Annotated in this window: 18 protein-coding genes; 12 read left to right on the forward strand and 6 right to left on the reverse strand. The window is 47.5% G+C overall.

Annotated features, from left to right (window positions below):
* Window positions 1-61 precede the first annotated feature (61 nt).
* Together KME11_04415 and KME11_04420 are read left to right on the forward strand one after the other, a co-directional pair.
* On the forward strand, window positions 62-562 hold the full coding sequence (locus tag KME11_04415; GenBank protein MBW4514447.1) for a pentapeptide repeat-containing protein: 501 nt from the start codon (window positions 62-64) through the stop codon (window positions 560-562).
* A gap of 31 nt (window positions 563-593) precedes the next feature.
* Window positions 594-1,223, forward strand: a complete 630-nt coding sequence (locus KME11_04420; GenBank protein ID MBW4514448.1) for a helix-turn-helix transcriptional regulator — start codon at window positions 594-596, stop codon at window positions 1,221-1,223.
* On the opposite strand, the gene KME11_04425 is transcribed toward KME11_04420, so the two are convergent.
* Window positions 1,204-1,767, reverse strand: coding sequence for a Uma2 family endonuclease (locus tag KME11_04425; GenBank protein ID MBW4514449.1), 564 nt, complete (start codon window positions 1,765-1,767; stop codon window positions 1,204-1,206). The two genes, KME11_04420 and KME11_04425, sit on opposite strands and share 20 nt — an antisense overlap.
* A 173-nt stretch (window positions 1,768-1,940) precedes the next feature.
* Between KME11_04425 and KME11_04430 the strand changes: the two genes are divergently transcribed.
* The gene (locus KME11_04430) at window positions 1,941-2,552 is read left to right on the forward strand and encodes a pentapeptide repeat-containing protein (protein ID MBW4514450.1); all 612 of its coding nucleotides are present in this window, start codon (window positions 1,941-1,943) and stop codon (window positions 2,550-2,552) included.
* Window positions 2,553-2,593: 41 nt separating this feature from the next.
* Here the strand turns inward: KME11_04430 and KME11_04435 are convergent, their stop codons facing one another.
* Complete coding sequence (locus KME11_04435) at window positions 2,594-4,132, reverse strand: SagB/ThcOx family dehydrogenase (GenBank protein ID MBW4514451.1); 1,539 nt, start codon at window positions 4,130-4,132, stop codon at window positions 2,594-2,596.
* A 303-nt stretch (window positions 4,133-4,435) separates the two neighbouring features.
* Here KME11_04435 and KME11_04440 point away from each other — a divergent pair, with 303 nt between their 5' ends.
* The 5 genes from KME11_04440 (at window position 4,436) to aroQ (ending at window position 7,430) form a co-directional block, all read left to right on the forward strand.
* Entirely contained in the window at window positions 4,436-5,257 is an 822-nt protein-coding gene (locus KME11_04440) for a hypothetical protein (protein ID MBW4514452.1), read from the forward strand.
* A 79-nt stretch (window positions 5,258-5,336) separates the two neighbouring features.
* Complete coding sequence (locus KME11_04445; protein MBW4514453.1) at window positions 5,337-5,549, forward strand: NAD(P)H-quinone oxidoreductase subunit O; 213 nt, start codon at window positions 5,337-5,339, stop codon at window positions 5,547-5,549.
* A gap of 41 nt (window positions 5,550-5,590) precedes the next feature.
* Complete coding sequence (gene mdh, locus KME11_04450; protein ID MBW4514454.1) at window positions 5,591-6,541, forward strand: malate dehydrogenase; 951 nt, start codon at window positions 5,591-5,593, stop codon at window positions 6,539-6,541.
* Between the two features lie 168 nt (window positions 6,542-6,709).
* Window positions 6,710-6,847, forward strand: a complete 138-nt coding sequence (locus KME11_04455; protein MBW4514455.1) for a hypothetical protein — start codon at window positions 6,710-6,712, stop codon at window positions 6,845-6,847.
* 145 nt (window positions 6,848-6,992) lie between these two features.
* On the forward strand, window positions 6,993-7,430 hold the full coding sequence (aroQ, locus tag KME11_04460) for a type II 3-dehydroquinate dehydratase (protein MBW4514456.1): 438 nt from the start codon (window positions 6,993-6,995) through the stop codon (window positions 7,428-7,430).
* On the opposite strand, the gene KME11_04465 is transcribed toward aroQ, so the two are convergent.
* Window positions 7,431-7,994, reverse strand: a complete 564-nt coding sequence (locus KME11_04465; GenBank protein ID MBW4514457.1) for a Uma2 family endonuclease — start codon at window positions 7,992-7,994, stop codon at window positions 7,431-7,433.
* 128 nt (window positions 7,995-8,122) lie between these two features.
* Between KME11_04465 and larE the strand changes: the two genes are divergently transcribed.
* Window positions 8,123-8,944 carry an ATP-dependent sacrificial sulfur transferase LarE gene (gene larE / locus KME11_04470; GenBank protein MBW4514458.1) on the forward strand — a complete coding sequence of 274 codons (822 nt, stop codon included), beginning with the start codon at window positions 8,123-8,125 and terminating at the stop codon, window positions 8,942-8,944.
* Between the two features lie 71 nt (window positions 8,945-9,015).
* Window positions 9,016-10,092, forward strand: a complete 1,077-nt coding sequence (gene rlmN / locus KME11_04475) for a 23S rRNA (adenine(2503)-C(2))-methyltransferase RlmN (GenBank protein MBW4514459.1) — start codon at window positions 9,016-9,018, stop codon at window positions 10,090-10,092.
* Window positions 10,093-10,172: 80 nt separating this feature from the next.
* Here the strand turns inward: rlmN and KME11_04480 are convergent, their stop codons facing one another.
* Entirely contained in the window at window positions 10,173-10,829 is a 657-nt protein-coding gene (locus KME11_04480; GenBank protein ID MBW4514460.1) for a Crp/Fnr family transcriptional regulator, read from the reverse strand.
* 660 nt (window positions 10,830-11,489) lie between these two features.
* On the opposite strand from KME11_04480, the gene KME11_04485 reads away from it, so the two are divergent.
* Window positions 11,490-12,614 carry a site-2 protease family protein gene (locus KME11_04485; protein MBW4514461.1) on the forward strand — a complete coding sequence of 375 codons (1,125 nt, stop codon included), beginning with the start codon at window positions 11,490-11,492 and terminating at the stop codon, window positions 12,612-12,614.
* A gap of 19 nt (window positions 12,615-12,633) precedes the next feature.
* Here KME11_04485 and ribA read toward each other — a convergent pair whose 3' ends face one another.
* A complete protein-coding gene (ribA, locus tag KME11_04490; GenBank protein ID MBW4514462.1) occupies window positions 12,634-14,349 on the reverse strand; it encodes a bifunctional 3,4-dihydroxy-2-butanone-4-phosphate synthase RibB/GTP cyclohydrolase II RibA in 1,716 nt (571 codons plus the stop codon).
* Between the two features lie 328 nt (window positions 14,350-14,677).
* On the opposite strand from ribA, the gene argC reads away from it, so the two are divergent.
* Window positions 14,678-15,736, forward strand: a complete 1,059-nt coding sequence (argC, locus tag KME11_04495) for an N-acetyl-gamma-glutamyl-phosphate reductase (GenBank protein ID MBW4514463.1) — start codon at window positions 14,678-14,680, stop codon at window positions 15,734-15,736.
* 15 nt (window positions 15,737-15,751) lie between these two features.
* Here argC and KME11_04500 read toward each other — a convergent pair whose 3' ends face one another.
* On the reverse strand, window positions 15,752-16,069 hold the full coding sequence (locus KME11_04500; protein ID MBW4514464.1) for a hypothetical protein: 318 nt from the start codon (window positions 16,067-16,069) through the stop codon (window positions 15,752-15,754).
* Window positions 16,070-16,325 lie beyond the last annotated feature (256 nt).

The following is a 16,325-nucleotide window of genomic DNA, read 5'->3' on the forward strand; positions in this document are numbered from 1 at the left end:
CAAAAAAGCCAGGGGGCAGAAAATGTTAAGTTTGACAAAGCCCTTGATTTTCCCTTTAACCATGCGTATTTTCCAGCAGTTGCTTGGCATCGTTATTTTGTTCTTGATTCTGGTGACAGCACTTCCTGTTCCTGCTCAAGCCGCCAGTTCAGCAGCAATTCGAGCCTATGATGACGCTGAATCAACTAGTAAAGATTATTCAGGACAAAGTTTAATTCAAGCCGAATTTAGCGATGCCAAACTCAAAGAAGCCAACTTTAGTGGTGCAGACCTGCGGGGAGCCGTATTTAATGGAGCCGATCTAAAAAATGCCAACCTCCACGCCGTCGATTTTAGCGATGGCATTGCCTACATTACCAACTTGTCGGGCGCAGACTTGACCGATGCGATCTTGAATTCTGCCATGATGCTAAAGACAAGCTTTCGAGATGCAAAAGTGACTGGCGCTGACTTTACCGATGCTGTCCTCGATCGCACTCAAACGCTGCAACTTTGCCAAACTGCGAGTGGTGTGAATCCGATCACTGGCGTAGATACGAGAGAGTCTCTTGGCTGCTCCTAAACGCAGATTAGGCTGTTCCTAGACGTAATCCATGCAAGATTCCTACCCGCAGCGGTTGCGATCGCTCCTACAACAAGCGCACATTCCCAGCCTCAAAGCTCTTAGCCACGCGGCTAATGTTTCTGAGTGGCAAGTCAGGCAGCTTCGTCGAGGGCAAGTAGCGAAAATGCGGGTGGAGTCGTTGCATAAATTAGCCCAAGCGCTGCAAGTTTCTATGGTTGAACTGGTGGAAAAGTTTTCTGAACTGGCGATTGCCACTCCCACTGATTCTAACTTTCAGCAAGAATACCAAAGGCTCCAACTTCAACTTCAACAGCAGCGAGAAAGCCTGCAACAAGAGTTTCAGAACACAAGCCTACAAATTTTAGAATCTTGGCTAATTCAGTACCCAACAGCAGCTTATGCAGCACAGCAAAAGGACGTTTCTGCCAGCCGACTATTGCCGCTGATGCGTCCGATCGAGCAATTGATTGAAGCTTGGGGGCTGGCAGCGATCGCTCCGGTCGGTGCAGAGGTCGACTACGATCCTCAGCTTCATCAATTAATGGAAGGTCATGCTGAAGTGGGCGATCGGGTGAAAGTGCGCTACACCGGATATCGGCAGGGCGAAAAATTGCTGTATCGCGCCAAAGTTAGCCCCGTTAAACCCGCAGAAAATTAAACAACTCTTCCAGAGTAAGCTTCAGATCTTTGGCAAAGTCTGGGACAGGCAGCAAGTCGGCTGGGTCTTCAAAAAACTCAGGCGACTTGCCCGGCGGATAAGCCAAGACCGTTTCATCTTCTGGATCAAGCAGCCAGCCCAACTGGCAGCCCTGATCAAGGCAGTGAATAATATTTCGAGTCACGCGATTTTGACTTTGAGCGGGTGAAAGAATCTCAATTGTCCAGTCGGGCGCTGCTGTGAACACGTCTCCTACTCTGCCGCGATCGTCCAGTGGAATTCTGTCGTACGTAAATACTGAAATGTCAGGAACCGTCGATCGCCCTCCAAAGGTGCATCTTAGTTCTGGAAAAGCAACAGCAAGTCGCTGGGGTTCAACAATGGTATTAATGGTGGGCACTAACTTGCTCTGTAATCTGCTGTGTTTTCCTTGGGGCATGGGTTTTTGGCTCACTTGCCCATCAATGTATTCACTGGCAGGTTTCGTTTCGGGTAATGCCAAAAACTCCTCTAGGGTTAAGGTCTTCTCAGAAGTTTGAACCATAAGTGGTTTCCTCTAGGCGATCGACTTGCATTGATTATCTCTCAGTGTTTCTACCAAAGCGATCGTAACGTTCCAATGAAGATCGCATCAATTCCAGAACAACCGACTCGCTTCATTGATTACTGTTCCTAGAATCTAGATAAGTAAATATCAGGTACGGCAGGAAACCAGCAATGGCAAACGAAGAACATCTATCTTTATTAAGGCAAGGCAGAGGAACTTGGAATCGTTGGAGAATTCAAAATCCATCTATTTATCCTGATTTGAGTATGGCTGAGCTAAGCGAATTTTTTCTGTTTGGCATCAATCTTAGTCATGCCAATCTATTGGGTGCCCATCTCTTTAAAACAAACCTTTTGGGCGCAAATCTTAAAAGCGCTAACCTTCAAGATACTGACCTGCGGGATGCCGAGTTGATTGGCGCAAACTTAACTCAGGCAAACTTGAGTCGGGCAAACCTGAGTTGGGCGAACCTGAGCAAGGCAAAGCTAGTGGAAGCTACCTTAAACCAAGCTGATTTAAGTCGTGCCAACCTCAGTAGAACAGACTTTAGCCGTGCTCAAGCCCTAGGGACTAACTTTAGTAGCACTGTGCTGACGGGCGCTTGCATTGCTAATTTAGAAATTGATGCAACGACTAACTTGGAAGGGGCGATCGCCTCTTGTCTATTCTTAGGCTCATCTCGTCAAAACCCTAACCTTATGGGCTTTAGCCAAGCTTTGATCCCAAATGACTTTAGCCAACTTCTCCAAACCATGGTGGAATCGGTAGCTGCTCGGGCTTAGCCGCCTGGGTCAAAGGACGAAATCTGCACATTAGAATCTATTTACTGCGCTCGTCCTAATGTTGTAATGTACAGCACCGCCTCATCTCCCGGAATTCCCAAAATCTCATTCACTTGGTCATCAAAAAAGCCAGCGATACCGCTTACGCCTAAGCCCAGTCGAACCGCCGCGAGGTTGAGGCGTTGCCCTAGATGCCCCGCATCCATGTGTAAGTAACGGTAAGCCCGATCGCCATACTGAGCGATCGCCCTTTGTAAATCAGCGGTATGGAAAAGCACTGCCCCTGCATCTCGTCCTAAGTTTTGCCCTAAGCAGAGCATATGTAGCTCTTGCCGAAAGTTTTTGAAGCGAATTTGGCGGAGTTCCTGAACTTTGGGGGCGTAATAATAGCAGCCTTCTTCTAACCCTTCAACTCCTGACACAGCAATGAAAGTTTCGATCAAACTCAAATTAAAATAGTCGGGAGTGCGATCGAGATTTTGCTCAATGTAATTTTGGGGTTGATAGGTAAAGTCGAGCAGAGCTTTGAGTTCATCTGAAGTTAGGTTTGTACCTTGATAAGCCCGAGTAGAACGGCGTTTGAGCAGAGTGCTATCTAAGCCTTCTAAGTTCTTGCCCCAGTCTATTGGAACAGTTTGAGTCGATACTTTTAGGCAAAAAGGAAAATTGTACTTGTCTGTTGATGGGTTTTCTGTAACTTCAAGAGCAGGAGCGATCGCCAAATCTTTGACAGTAACCGATTTTTCGCCCTGAGGAATTTGGCTTGCAGCATGGCAAAACTTCAACAAATCACCATCGGCAATTTTAGGATAATCGGTCACTGATGCAGAAGGTAAAGCCGTCGGCGCTAATGACAGATTTTGCTGCACATCTAACAAATCTGCGATCGCCATCACCGTCGTCGTGCCCTCTTGCTCAGTATCCAAATAAAGCAACTGATTCATCGACTCATCAGCAAAGCCCCCAATCAAGCAAGGTCGATAATCGTTTAATGCTCCCGCCAGTTCAAAATTACCCAGCAGATGCCCCGTATCCAAAAGAATGCGTCGATAAGCTCTGTCTTCATAACGCCAAGCCGAACGATAGAACACAGCAGTGGTGACCAAAGCAAACTGAGTGGCTTCTAACGTTGGGTGCCAAAAGCAAGCGCTTTGTAATGCCGACCAAACTTCGCTGTCCCAAAAGTGCAGCAATGAATGAAACTGAGGTTGATAATTATAGAGTCCCGCAGGCATCATAGGAGTACCGCGTGAAATCAAGTAAATCTCTGCTGGATACAGCCCGCCCGCAGAAGGAGCAGCCCTGAAATAAATAGGTTCACCATTCTGCGCCATCATTTTAATAGTCAAGCCATAGCTGCAAAACAGGAAGCGAGAGAGCCGCCGCCAGTTCAACTCTTCGGTCGTTAGGTCTAATTTGTCCGATAGATAAGGCTTGAGGTCGAACGGGGTGCCGATTTTGTACTCTTTAAATGGGCTAGGCTGGTTTGCCCAGTCTATTTGCCGATTGGGTAAAGCACCAGGATGATACTTTGTGCGTTCGTGGTAATGCTGGGCAAGGGAGAGAGAATGATCTGACATGGTGTAAGAAGATAAGAGCGGTGCTGCGCCTTCAGCTTAAATATTGACACTTTTGCCTCAGATTGGCTCAGGGATTGGTACAGTTTGCGCAGTTACAGATTTTTTGAGGGAAATGTAAGAACTGTAGATATTGATGATTTATTGATGATTGGAACAAGACTTACGGACTAGTCACTACAAGTTGAGATCCTCCCTAACCTTCCCTAAGTAAGGAGGGAACCCCGAAAGCTACTTTTGAATGGGTTTGGGGATTTCCTCTGTGTAAGTCCTGTTCAAGCAAAACCCCGATGGAGCGTAGACAAGATGCAGTTAGTACCGCCTTCTGAAAGACTTCATTCTGAAAAATCTGCCAAGAGACAATTTATTCCTGCTGGTATTGCTCTACTGTGCCTGACTTTGATTGGTTTGATTCAAATGCCTCAGCTAGAGCGGTTGAAGACTCAGAGCCAAACTGCTACTGTCGAGAGCTTGCGGCAGCATGTAGAGCAAGAGCAAGTTCGATTGACGCTGCTCAAAAAATTACCTGCCTTTGGGTTTGATAATGTGCTGGCAGACTGGACGTTTTTGAACTTCCTGCAATATTTTGGCGATGCGCCTGCTCGCGCCAAAACCGACTTTACCTTAAGCCCAGATTATTTTGAGGTGGTTTTAGGGCGTGATCCTTATTTCTTAAATGCCTACACGTTTCTTTCTACCAGTTCTGCTTTGTATGCCGGGATGCCGGAACGATCGGTGGCGATCGCCCGTCAAGGGTTATCTTCTCTCCAGCCTAATGTTCCTCCTGAGTCCTACTATGCTTGGCGGCAACTGGGCATCGACGAACTTTTATTCTTAGGCGATGCTCAGGCGGCAAAGAAGTCTTTTGAAACGGCGGCAAGCTGGGCAAGGCAGTCTTCAGCGCCAGGGAGCGATCGCGTGGCAGCGCTATCTGAGCAAACGGCAGCATTTCTGGCTAACAATCCTGAGAGCAAAACCGCCCAGGTATCGGCTTGGGCAATGGTGCTAATGAATGCCTCTGACAAACGAACTCACGATACAGCCATTTCCAAAATTCAGGCGCTGGGTGGCAAAGTGATCCCAAACCCTAACGGCACCTTTGCTATTCAGCCGCCAACCAAAGACTAAACGCCAAAACTCCAGTAGAATCAGGACGAAGCCAACGGCTTCACCCCCAGGTCACTCTATCCTTCAACAGAAAATTTTTATGGCAGTCAAAAAAGGCGATGTTGTTCGTGCCATCCGAGAAAAACTGGAAAACAGTCTGGAGGCAAAAGCCAGCGATACTCGCTTCCCACCCTATCTATTTGAGACTAAAGGCGAAGTTTTAGATGCAAAAGGCGACTATGTCTTAGTAAAGTTTGGCTATGTGCCTGCGCCTAATATTTGGCTAAGGGCAGATCAGCTAGAGACGATCTAAATTTCAAGTTAACTTCTAAATTTCAAGTCAGGCTAGAGCGTATGACAGATTCGCTTCACCATTCTCACAAAGTTTCTATTGTTGGAGCGGGTAATGTAGGCAGCACTTTGGCACAGCGAGTTGCCGAGAAGAATTTGGCTGATGTTGTGCTGTTTGATATTGTTTTAGGTCGCCCCCAAGGGGTAGCGCTTGACTTAATGGAAGCTGCTGGCATTGAAGGACATAGCCGCAAGCTGACTGGAACAAACGACTATGCTGACACTGTCAATTCAGACATTATTGTGATTACAGCCGGGTTGCCGCGTAAACCTGGAATGACCCGGGATGATTTACTGAAAACAAACGCTCAAATTGTCAGGGATGCTGCGATCGGGGCGATCGCCCATTCTCCAAACGCTCTCATCATCGTCGTTACCAATCCTTTAGATGTCATGACCTACGTGGCATGGCAAGTAACCCAGCTTCCCACTTATCAAGTCATGGGGATGGCAGGCATTTTAGATTCTGCCCGGTTCCAAACCTTTATTGCTCTGGAGCTAGGAATTTCTCCTCAAGCGGTCAATGCCATGGTTTTGGGGAGCCACGGCGACCTGATGGTGCCGCTCCCGGCATATTCTACCGTCAGCGGTATCCCCATTACAGAGTTGATGGATCAAGGGGCGATCGATCGCTTAATTGAACGAACCTGCAATGGCGGTGCCGAAATTGTCGGGCTGCTGCAAACCGGAGGCGCTTACTATGCGCCTGCCTCATCGGCTTGCCTAATGGTAGAAACAATTTTGTTAAACCAGCCTCGCATTTTACCCGTCACTGCCTATTTGCAAGGAGAGTACGGCTTAAGCGACCTATTTCTAGGAATGCCAACTCGTTTAGGCAGAGCCGGAATAGAAAAAATTTTTGAACTAACTTTAACAGAAAGTGAGAAAGACGCTCTAAGCCTGTCTGCACAAAAGGTTCGGCAAAATATAGATCGGGTCATTGAGTTCCTCTGAGGGACATTTCTATATTTTTGTCAATATTCATCCTTAAATAAATATTTTGTGATCTTGATCATTTGCCACGATTCGCTATGATCAGGTAGTGAGGTCGTATAGAAAGCTATTGAACCTAAATTTCGGGTTTGGTGCAGTCCTAAATTGACTACGGGAGCTATTCCACTAATGGATTATATTGATCAAATTTTAGAAAAGCTAAAAGAGTGGGCACGTAAGCTAGTAGAAACTTTGCTAGGGCCTGATGTTCAGCCAGATCTAGAGCCAATCCCAGTCCCTGTCAAAGACTATCCTCGTCGTCGGTAAGGCGATCGGCTGGGTTTACATAAAGCTTTTACCCTAAAAAAAGACCATCCTTTGTGTCTTAGAAGTTCTTTGTGTACTTTTGGGCTCAGTCTTTTGACTGAGGTTGGGTCTTGAAGCAAGGCTTGTCAAGCCGTATTTTAGTAAATTGGAAAGCATATTAGTTTTACACGGCCCTAACCTGAATCTCTTGGGCAAACGAGAGCCTGGAGTTTATGGTGTAATTACCTTAAACGATATCCAAGGCTTGTTAGAAGCGGATGCAGAAGCGCTTCAGGTGAAAGTAGCGATGCTTCAGTCTAACCATGAAGGGGTTTTGATTGATGCAATTCATGGCGCGATCGCTGTCCACCAGGGCATCTTAATTAATCCAGGAGCCTATACTCATACCAGTGTCGCAATTCGAGATGCGATTGCTGGGGTTGCCATTCCAACTGTAGAAGTCCATCTCAGCAATATCCATCGCCGTGAAGAATTTCGCCATCATTCTTACATTGCTCCGGTGGCGATCGGGCAGATTAGCGGATTTGGAGCAGAGAGCTATCGCTTAGGATTACGCGCGTTAGTGCAGCATTTACGAATATAGTTACCCGCCTGCCCTCAACCATCCGAAAACCTGTTCAGCCGTTAACTCTAGCACTACAGACTGGAGCATAGGTAAGGCTTGGAAGCCTCTCAATTCAATAGGTTGTTGCCCTGGAAGAAAAGCTAAGATGATGCGATCGCCCGGGTCAACGAACCATCCTAGTTTTGTGCCATGGTTAAGGCAATGGAGGAGATTGCCAATGACTTTTGTGGCGTTCTGATCAGGTGAAAGAATTTCAATTGCCCAATCTGGCGGCATGTTAAAAACATTTTCAATCTCTCGATCGCCATCAAAGGGAATTCGTTCCCAAGAAAAAACCGCTACATCGGGAATGATCGAACGATTGCCAAATGTGCAGCGTAGTTCTGGAAAAGCTAAGGCTATCTTTGGAGATTCTGCAACCTGATTGACTGTCTCGCAAAGCTTGAACTGAAGGCGGGAATGTTTACCTTGGGGCATGGGCTTCTGATAGATCCGTCCTTCTATAAATTCGCTGGCAGGTTTTGTCTCAGGTAGGTTGAGAAACTCTTCGAGAGTGAGAGCAGGGGAGAGAGCGATCGTCATTGTCTAGCTCTGGGATTCTAGAAAGAATTGCTGTTTATGAGTTTAAAGTATGGCAGAAGCTCTTGTTCTGATTCGAGAACTTTGCAAAATTCGTTATTTTGGTAGGGTGTAATGCGAGTTTTACGAAAATGCCGACAGACAAACTTGATCAGCTAAAAGCCTTATTTGCAGACATGGATCGGGCGTTAATTGCCTATTCTGGAGGGATTGATAGCACCCTGGTGGCTAAGATTGCCTTTGATGTATTGGGCGATCGTGCGCTTGCCATCACCGCAAATTCTCCTTCCCTCCTGCCTGATGACTTGGAGGACGCACGGATTCAGGCAGCAGAAATTGGGGTTATTCATGAGGTCGTGCAAACCCATGAAATGGATAATCCTAACTACACGTCCAATCCGGTCAATCGCTGCTACTTCTGCAAAAGCGAACTACACGATACGTTAAAGCCGTTGGCACTAGAGCGGGGTTATCCCTATGTGGTGGATGGGGTGAACGCTGATGATTTGTCTGATTATCGCCCTGGGATTCAAGCTGCAAAGGAGCGGGGAGCGCGATCGCCCCTTGCCGAAGTTGGGGTTTCTAAGCTAGAAGTGCGCCAAATCTCTAAGCTGATGGGTTTACCGTGGTGGGACAAGCCTGCCCAACCCTGCCTCAGTTCGCGGTTTCCCTATGGCGAAGAAATTACGGTGGCAAAGCTTCAGCGGGTGGGGCAAGCCGAGCGTTATTTGCGATCGTTTGGATTGGGTAACTTAAGGGTGCGATCGACGGGTGAAACTGCCCGAATTGAGCTACCTGCTGAACAAATTAAAGAATTTGTTTTGACAACGGACTTGCCCACTCTGGTGGCGACTTTGCAATCCTATGGCTTTATGTACGTCACGCTGGATTTAGAAGGATTCCGCAGCGGTAAACTTAATCAGGTGCTTGAGGGCAGTGTAATTAGCCGATGAGCAGCAAAGTTCAAAAGATGAATTCCTGACAACGCTCTAAGATGGGAAAGCGATTACTTTTCCATTTGCTTATGTCTGCCGCTATTTCTCTCGAACAAATCCAGGCGATCGCTGATAGCTCTGTAACTTTGCCCCAAGCTCCCTTGCTAGGGATGTCTACGGCTGAACTTAGCAATTGGGTACAACAACATGGACAGCCAGCCTACCGAGGCAAGCAACTGCATCAATGGCTGTATCAGCAGGGTGGGCGATCGCTGGCTGATATTTCTGTATTTCCTAAGCAGTGGCGGGCAGATTTAGCCGACGTGAATGTGGGGCGATCGACCCTGCACTACCGCTCTGAGGCACCGGACGGCACCGTAAAGTTTCTGCTGAAATTGGCAGATGGTCAAATTATTGAGACAGTGGGCATTCCTACCGAAAAACGTCTGACGGTGTGTGTCTCATCGCAAGTGGGTTGTCCGATGGCTTGCGATTTTTGCGCCACGGGTAAGGGTGGCTTTACCCGCAATTTGGCGCAACACGAAATCATCGATCAAGTGCTGACCGTGCAAGAAGACTTCGGGCAGCGAGTCAGCAATATTGTGTTTATGGGCATGGGCGAACCATTATTAAATAGCGAGAGCGTCCTTGCCGCCGTGCGATCGCTCAACACCGATGTCGGGATTGGACAGCGCCTCATGACGATCTCTACAGTAGGTATTCCAGGACGCATCCAGCGATTGGCACAGCATCAGCTTCAAGTTACCCTAGCTATTAGCCTGCACGCCTCCAACCAACTTCTCCGCGAACGGTTGATCCCCAGCGCTCGGCAGTATCCATTGACAGCGTTGCTGGCAGAATGCCGTGAGTATGTACAAATTACAGGGCGGCGCGTCACCTTTGAATATGTTTTGTTGGCAGATATTAACGATCGCCCGGAACACGCCCTTGAACTCGCCGAACACCTGCAAGGCTTTCAAAGCCATGTCAATTTGATTCCCTATAACCCCATTTCTGAAGTTGATTATCAATGTCCGAGCGATCGTCGGATTCGGGCGTTTGTCGAGGGGTTAAAGAGTCGCCATATCGCTGTCAGCGTTCGGCAAGCACGGGGATTAGCAGCAGATGCAGCTTGTGGCCAGCTTCGGGCATCGAGAGAATCTTAAAGAAGTAAATGTCAGTAAGGAACAATTTACTAGCTTGCTTCCTCTTAAAGACTGACCCTTTTAGAAAAATTCGGCATTTTCTAAGATTGTGCCTGCTGGAGAAGCTGAGAGGGTAAGGAAATTAGATTCTCACCATAGGTTCTGACCAGTCCTTGCCGTCGCAGTTTGCCAATTAGCCGAGTGACGGTGACTCGGGTTGAGCCGATCGCACTGCCGATTTGGGCATGGGTCAAGGTGAACGGAAGATAGTAGCCTCCTTCACAAGGTTGACCAGATTCTTCAATGAGCAGAGTCAAAAATCCTAAGAGGCGATCGCTGGTTCGACGCTGCCCTAGAGTACTGAGCCATAAGAGCTTGCGTTGATGCTGATAGCGGAATGCCGCCATCACCTCTTCACGAATTTCTGACCGATTTTCTAAATCTTCCCAGTACAACCAAATCACCGCAGTATTATCTACGTGCGCGAAACTCTGAATATTGAAAGGGTATTGGGCGATAACTTCAAAGGGCTGAGTAGAACCAATGAATCCCAAAAAAGCTTCTTCTGAATTAAGCCGAGAGCGGCGAGGCGCACTTCCACTAGAACTAACTTGGGCTTCCCCAACTAGCCTGACAAAGCCCTGATGAACAAGATAAAGTAGCCCCGTTCTTGCCGGAATCTTTTCATCTTTTCTAAAGGTGCGGTAGCGGTAGTGCTCCTGTGCCCAGTCTAATAACTCGAGCCAGTATCTTGTCATTGCTGAAGGTTTAGTGGAGATAGGACTTCGGTGTTCAGTCTACAAGTAACTTCATAATAAATAGAAAACTTAAAATCAAAAAAATAGAGTAGACCTAAACGCCAGAAACCTTAGATGCAGTGCAATGGAGCATTCCAGCATAAACCTAGGCAAGTAGATGCTACTTAAAGCACCAAGGTATAGGACAATATCAAGAACTTAAAGTATGAGCCGTGAATAGTCTCGCAGCAATATATCACAGCCCAATCGCTATGCAAAGATAATTCTTGGAAAACCTAGAAAAAGTTGCTTGAGTTTGGGCGTTGCTGAATTGTAGTATGAAAATCCGGTTCCCCTGCCCTCTTAGGGAAGGGGCTAGGGGTTAGGTTGAGTCGGCAGCGAGATAGACCTCTCCCCCAACCCCTCTCCTGAAGGAAAGGGGCTTTGAGCAGATTCATACTCTCATTCAGCAATGCCTGAGTTTGTACTTCTGCTCTTAAGTCTTTTAATTCTTGAGCTTTTTCATCAAAAACGTTTCCCTCAAGTGATGTAGACAATTGACGCAGAATTGGCGGGTATCCCTCCTCAGGAGCATCGGATTAACGGTTTAAGTTTTATTACGATAGGAGTAGCAAAAGTGAACATGAAATTGCTTGGGAGATGGAAAGGGAGATGGAGAGTATGAATGGTAATTTGCGAGTCGGCAACTTATTTGGGATTCCTTTTTATATCAATCTGTCCTGGTTCTTGGTGCTGGGGTTGGTAACTTGGGACTATGGCAACGAGTTGGGGTTTTCGTTCCCTCAGTTGGGTGGCTCGGCATGGATTTTGGGTTTGGCGGCGGCTTTAATGCTGTTTGCCTCGGTGTTAGCCCATGAGTTAGGGCATAGCTTTGTGGCAATTCGGCAAGGTATTCCAGTAAACTCTATTACGCTATTTATTTTTGGTGGATTGGCAAGTTTGGGGGAGGAGTCTAAAACGCCGGGTGATGCGTTTTGGGTGGCGATCGCCGGTCCTTTGGTCAGCCTTATCCTTTTTGGTATCCTCACTTTGGTCAGTCTTTTTGGAGGAATTACAGGCGCACCTGCGGCAATTGTAAGCCTCGTGGCTTCGATTAACTTAGCGTTGGCATTGTTTAATTTGCTGCCGGGGTTGCCGTTGGATGGGGGCAATGCGTTAAAGGCGATCGTTTGGAAGGTTACGGGCAAACCTTATAAGGGTCTTGCTTTTGCTAGCAAGGCGGGGCAATTTTTAGGCTGGATTGGAATTGGTCTAGGCTCTTTGTCTTTGCTGGGCATAAGCAACATAGGCAGCTTTTGGACACTGATTGTAGGTTGGTTTTTGCTGCAAAATGCGGGTCGCTCTGCTCAAGCTGCTAGTGTCCAAGAGCAGTTGAGTGGATTGACCGCTGTTGATGCCATAACGCCTAATAGCCCAGTGGTGTCTGCCGATCTGTCGCTACGTGAGTTTGCCAATGGTCATGTAATCGGGAATCCTATGAACTGGAAAAAATACCTGGTGACTGATGCTGATGGAAAGTTGCTAGGAGAGATCGCTGTAGATGCCATGAATGCGATCCCAACAAACGATTGGTGGAACGTCCAGGTTAAAACGTTAATTCAACCAACTGAACAACTGGTGACTGTTGCCGCAGACTTACCGTTACTAGAAGTGGTGACGTTACTAGAAGAACAGCATGTGCCAAATCTGGCGGTACTGAAAGATAACGTTTTGATGGGTTTACTGGAAAAAGACTCGATTATCAAGCTCTTGCAGAAACGCTTTGAGGAAAAAGCAGAGGCATAGGTGCTTAATCTTCTAGCACTTAATCTTCTAGCATATGTCTAGAAAATACGTAGATGCGCTGGGTTTCTAGGTGAGTACAAACTTCTGAAGGGCGGATGAAGTTGGGATGGGGATCAAGCCGGAAAATCTGGCGATCGAGCTGTACCTGTAAATTGGTCAGAGGGTCGCTACCGGGGGAAATTAAAAACTCGATTTGAGCCACCGAATCCCATGAAGCTAGGGTGTCGAGAATTTGGGCGATCGCCATCACCTGAGGATTCTCTAACTCTCGATACCAGTTTGGCAAGACGACTTGGGATGAGTCGAACCCTAGATGAAAAGTCAGAGAGGATTTGCCGAACAGGGCAACGGCAAGCGATCGCGCTTCCTCTTGCAACCAGAACCCCTGCGCCTTACCCAAGTGCCGAATCTTTTCTAAGCGCTCATAGCGATCGGTCACTGATAACGGGTCGTCTTGCCACTGAATGGCAATCGTTACCAGATAAGTGCTGAGCAATAAATGACCTAGTTTTTCTGCTTTTGTCGTTAGATATTCGGCGTTGTATTCCGTGGCTTCAATGAGCAAGGGGACGCGATCGACCAGGTCTAGCCCATAGCCCTTTAAGCCTGCAATCTTGCGAGGATTATTAGTGATCAGACAAAACTGTCGCACACCCAGGTCAATTAAAATCTGCGCGCCCATACCATAGTTGCGTTGGTCAGCCGGAAATCCGAGGCGTTCGTTCGCTTCGACTGTATCTAGCCCCAAATCTTGCAGCGAATATGCCTTGAGCTTGTTAACTAAGCCAATTCCACGCCCCTCTTGCCGCAAATAAACTACGACTCCCTGCCCCGCGTTCTCAATCATTTTCAGAGCCGACTGAAGCTGCCCTCGACAATCACAGCGCAGAGAACCCAGCGCGTCTCCGGTCAGGCACTCTGAGTGCATTCGCACCATAATACTTTGGTTGTTAAACGTTGTAGGGTCGCCTTTAACAATGGCGATATGTTCAGAATTGTCTAGCAAATTGCGGTAGGCGTAAACCTGGAAGTGCCCAAACATAGAAGGCAGATTTGCCACGGCTTCGCGCTGCACAAAGCGCTCGTGCTGGAGCCGATAGCGAATTAGGTCGGCAATATTAATGATTTTGAGGTTGTGAGTTTTGGCATACACCATCAATTCTGGTAGTCGTGCCATAGAGCCATCGGGGTTTTGGATTTCGCAAATGACCCCTGCTGGATATAGCCCTGCTAGCCGCGCTAGATCAACGCCTGCTTCTGTGTGTCCGGCTCGTTTTAGAACGCCGCCCTCTTTGGCTCTGAGGGGAAAAATATGCCCTGGACGACGTAAATCGCTGGGCTTGGTATTGGGATTGAGGGTGAGTTGAATGGTGCGGGAGCGATCGTCGGCAGAGATGCCTGTCGAAACGCCCAGGTGAAGTGCGCCATCAATGCTGACGGTAAAGGCGGTTTCTTCGTTGCTATCTTCAAAGGCGCGGCTGTTGACCATGAGGGGCAGGTCTAACTCGTCGAGACGATCGCCTGTCATGGCTAAGCAAATTAATCCTCTGGCTTCGACTGCCATAAAGTTAATCATGTCTGGCGTGGCAAACTGTGCTGCACAAATTACATCGCCTTCGTTTTCGCGGTTTTCATCATCCACTACAACCAGGGCACGCCCTGCTTTGAGGTCTGTCAGTGCGGATTCAATAGAGTCAAATTCAAAGGGGAGAGAGGATTCCACGGGATTCGTTATTAATGTGAAGAGAATTGAGGTGAAGAGAGACGGAATAGAGGTCGAGAGGAGCAGGCTACGTTAGTTCTGAGAGTGATGCAAAGTTTCTTAATGCTTTGATTCTTATGGTAGCTTGCAAGGGGTGAAGGAACGATGGATAAAGATGAGCGATGATCTGAAAGTGGCTATATTTGTTACCTCTACACCAGAGAGTTTGAGATTACAATCTGCATCACTAAGGAGCAGCGATCGCCATAATTTTGATGGATTTGATGAATTTGATGGATAGGTTTGATCAAGATGATCTATCGTGTGGTTACGAAATTAATTCTTAAAGTGAGTAAGCATCATGGGTGATTCGGCGCGCGTGCCAGTCGGAATTGTAGGAGCATCGGGTTACGGCGGTGTGCAACTGGTGCGGTTGTTGTTAGATCATCCGGAGGTAGAGATTGTTTATTTGGGAGGCGAATCGAGCGCGGGCAAGCCATTTACAGACATTTATCCCCACTTGGCGCAGCAGACAAAGCTAACAGTTGAGACGATCGACCTGGAGAAAATTGGCGATCGTTGTCAAGCAGTTTTCCTCTCTTTGCCCAACGGACTCGCCTGCGATATGGCTCCAACTTTGCTCAAAAAAGGCTGCAAAGTGCTGGATCTATCCGCCGATTATCGCTTTGAAAATCTCTCGACGTATGAAAGCTGGTACAGCAAAACCCGCAGCGATCGAGAAGTGGCAGAAACAGCGGTTTATGGATTGCCCGAACTCTATCGCAGCCGCATTGCCGAGGCGCAACTCATTGGTTGTCCGGGCTGCTACCCAACTGCTAGCCTGTTGGCGCTGTCGCCTTTGTTGAAGCAAGGTTTAATTCTTTCAGAGTCGGCGATTATTGATGCTAAATCAGGAGCATCGGGCGGCGGACGGCAGGCGAAAACTAACTTGCTGTTGGCAGAGGCGGATCAGTCTTTGGGGGCTTACAACGTAGCGCGCCATCGTCATACTCCCGAAATTGAGCAGGTTTGTAGCGACTTAGCAGGACATGAAGTTCAGGTGCAGTTCACGCCCCATATGATTCCGATGGTGCGGGGTATTTTAGCGACTGTCTACGCTAATCTGCGCGATCCGGGCTTGGTACGGGATGATTTGCTAACGATTTATCAGGCGTTTTACCGAAATTCGCCTTGGGTGAAGCTGTTGCCTAGTGGCACTTTTCCACAGACTAAATGGGCTTGTGGGACTAATAATTGCTACATCGGTATTGAGGTTGATCCTCGGACTGCCAGAGTCATTGTCATCTCGGCGATCGACAATTTGCTGAAGGGACAGGCAGGACAGGCGGTGCAGTGTTTGAACATCATGATGGGCTGGGATGAAACGCTAGGATTGCCGAAGATGGGCTTTTATCCTTAGCGATCGCTCTACCAACTATTGCTTTATGGACACTTGCCAAATTTTTCCAACTTGCTTGAGTTCAAATCCCTGACAGCTTTCTAAAAAAACGCGGGATTTATTCTGAATGCCGAGAACATCTAAAAAGTGTTTAAGTGGCTTTCCATACTGTTTCTGAAATTCATTCAGCAAACTTGTAAACTCGGCATATCTGGTTACTGTTTCGGATGTCTGAGTCTTGAGGATCTTTAGTAGGGCTTTTTCTAACTGTTGTCTAGAACGAATACTAGGAGCGGCTTGGTCAGATTGCCCATTTGGCGTAGATGGACAGGTAGGTGAAGGACTAGAGAACACTGAACTGAGTTTAGGAGGAATGAAAAGGCAAATATAAGCTTCCTTTTTTTCTGCCGATTGGTGAATGACAAACTCTCCAGGATGGTCAGTGAATAGATCGCTGGTTTGCTGCCCAAGCTGATGGTGATTAACTAACTGAGTTAGCGTAAACCCATAAGTCTCTTGAAATTTTCTGGATAGCCATGAGAGTTGAACCCATTGATTTGAGGTTAGCTGCTGGTGTTTCTGAATTAGAGTTTTAATACCGCTTAAGCAT

It is taken from the genome of Timaviella obliquedivisa GSE-PSE-MK23-08B, assembly GCA_019358855.1.
GTDB classification, from domain to species: Bacteria; Cyanobacteriota; Cyanobacteriia; order Elainellales; family Elainellaceae; genus Timaviella; species Timaviella obliquedivisa.

Coding starts and splice junctions, on each gene's coding strand:
- mdh (MBW4514454.1), top strand. CDS start 5,591: ATGACAGATTCGCTTCACCATTCTCACAAAGTTTCTATTGTTGGAGCG.
- KME11_04465 (MBW4514457.1), bottom strand. CDS start 7,994: ATGACGATCGCTCTCTCCCCTGCTCTCACTCTCGAAGAGTTTCTCAAC.
- KME11_04485 (MBW4514461.1), top strand. CDS start 11,490: ATGAATGGTAATTTGCGAGTCGGCAACTTATTTGGGATTCCTTTTTAT.
- larE (MBW4514458.1), top strand. CDS start 8,123: ATGCCGACAGACAAACTTGATCAGCTAAAAGCCTTATTTGCAGACATG.
- KME11_04480 (MBW4514460.1), bottom strand. CDS start 10,829: ATGACAAGATACTGGCTCGAGTTATTAGACTGGGCACAGGAGCACTAC.
- KME11_04455 (MBW4514455.1), top strand. CDS start 6,710: ATGGATTATATTGATCAAATTTTAGAAAAGCTAAAAGAGTGGGCACGT.
- KME11_04445 (MBW4514453.1), top strand. CDS start 5,337: ATGGCAGTCAAAAAAGGCGATGTTGTTCGTGCCATCCGAGAAAAACTG.
- rlmN (MBW4514459.1), top strand. CDS start 9,016: ATGTCTGCCGCTATTTCTCTCGAACAAATCCAGGCGATCGCTGATAGC.
- KME11_04425 (MBW4514449.1), bottom strand. CDS start 1,767: ATGGTTCAAACTTCTGAGAAGACCTTAACCCTAGAGGAGTTTTTGGCA.
- KME11_04420 (MBW4514448.1), top strand. CDS start 594: ATGCAAGATTCCTACCCGCAGCGGTTGCGATCGCTCCTACAACAAGCG.
- argC (MBW4514463.1), top strand. CDS start 14,678: ATGGGTGATTCGGCGCGCGTGCCAGTCGGAATTGTAGGAGCATCGGGT.
- KME11_04435 (MBW4514451.1), bottom strand. CDS start 4,132: ATGTCAGATCATTCTCTCTCCCTTGCCCAGCATTACCACGAACGCACA.
- KME11_04415 (MBW4514447.1), top strand. CDS start 62: ATGCGTATTTTCCAGCAGTTGCTTGGCATCGTTATTTTGTTCTTGATT.
- KME11_04430 (MBW4514450.1), top strand. CDS start 1,941: ATGGCAAACGAAGAACATCTATCTTTATTAAGGCAAGGCAGAGGAACT.
- KME11_04440 (MBW4514452.1), top strand. CDS start 4,436: ATGCAGTTAGTACCGCCTTCTGAAAGACTTCATTCTGAAAAATCTGCC.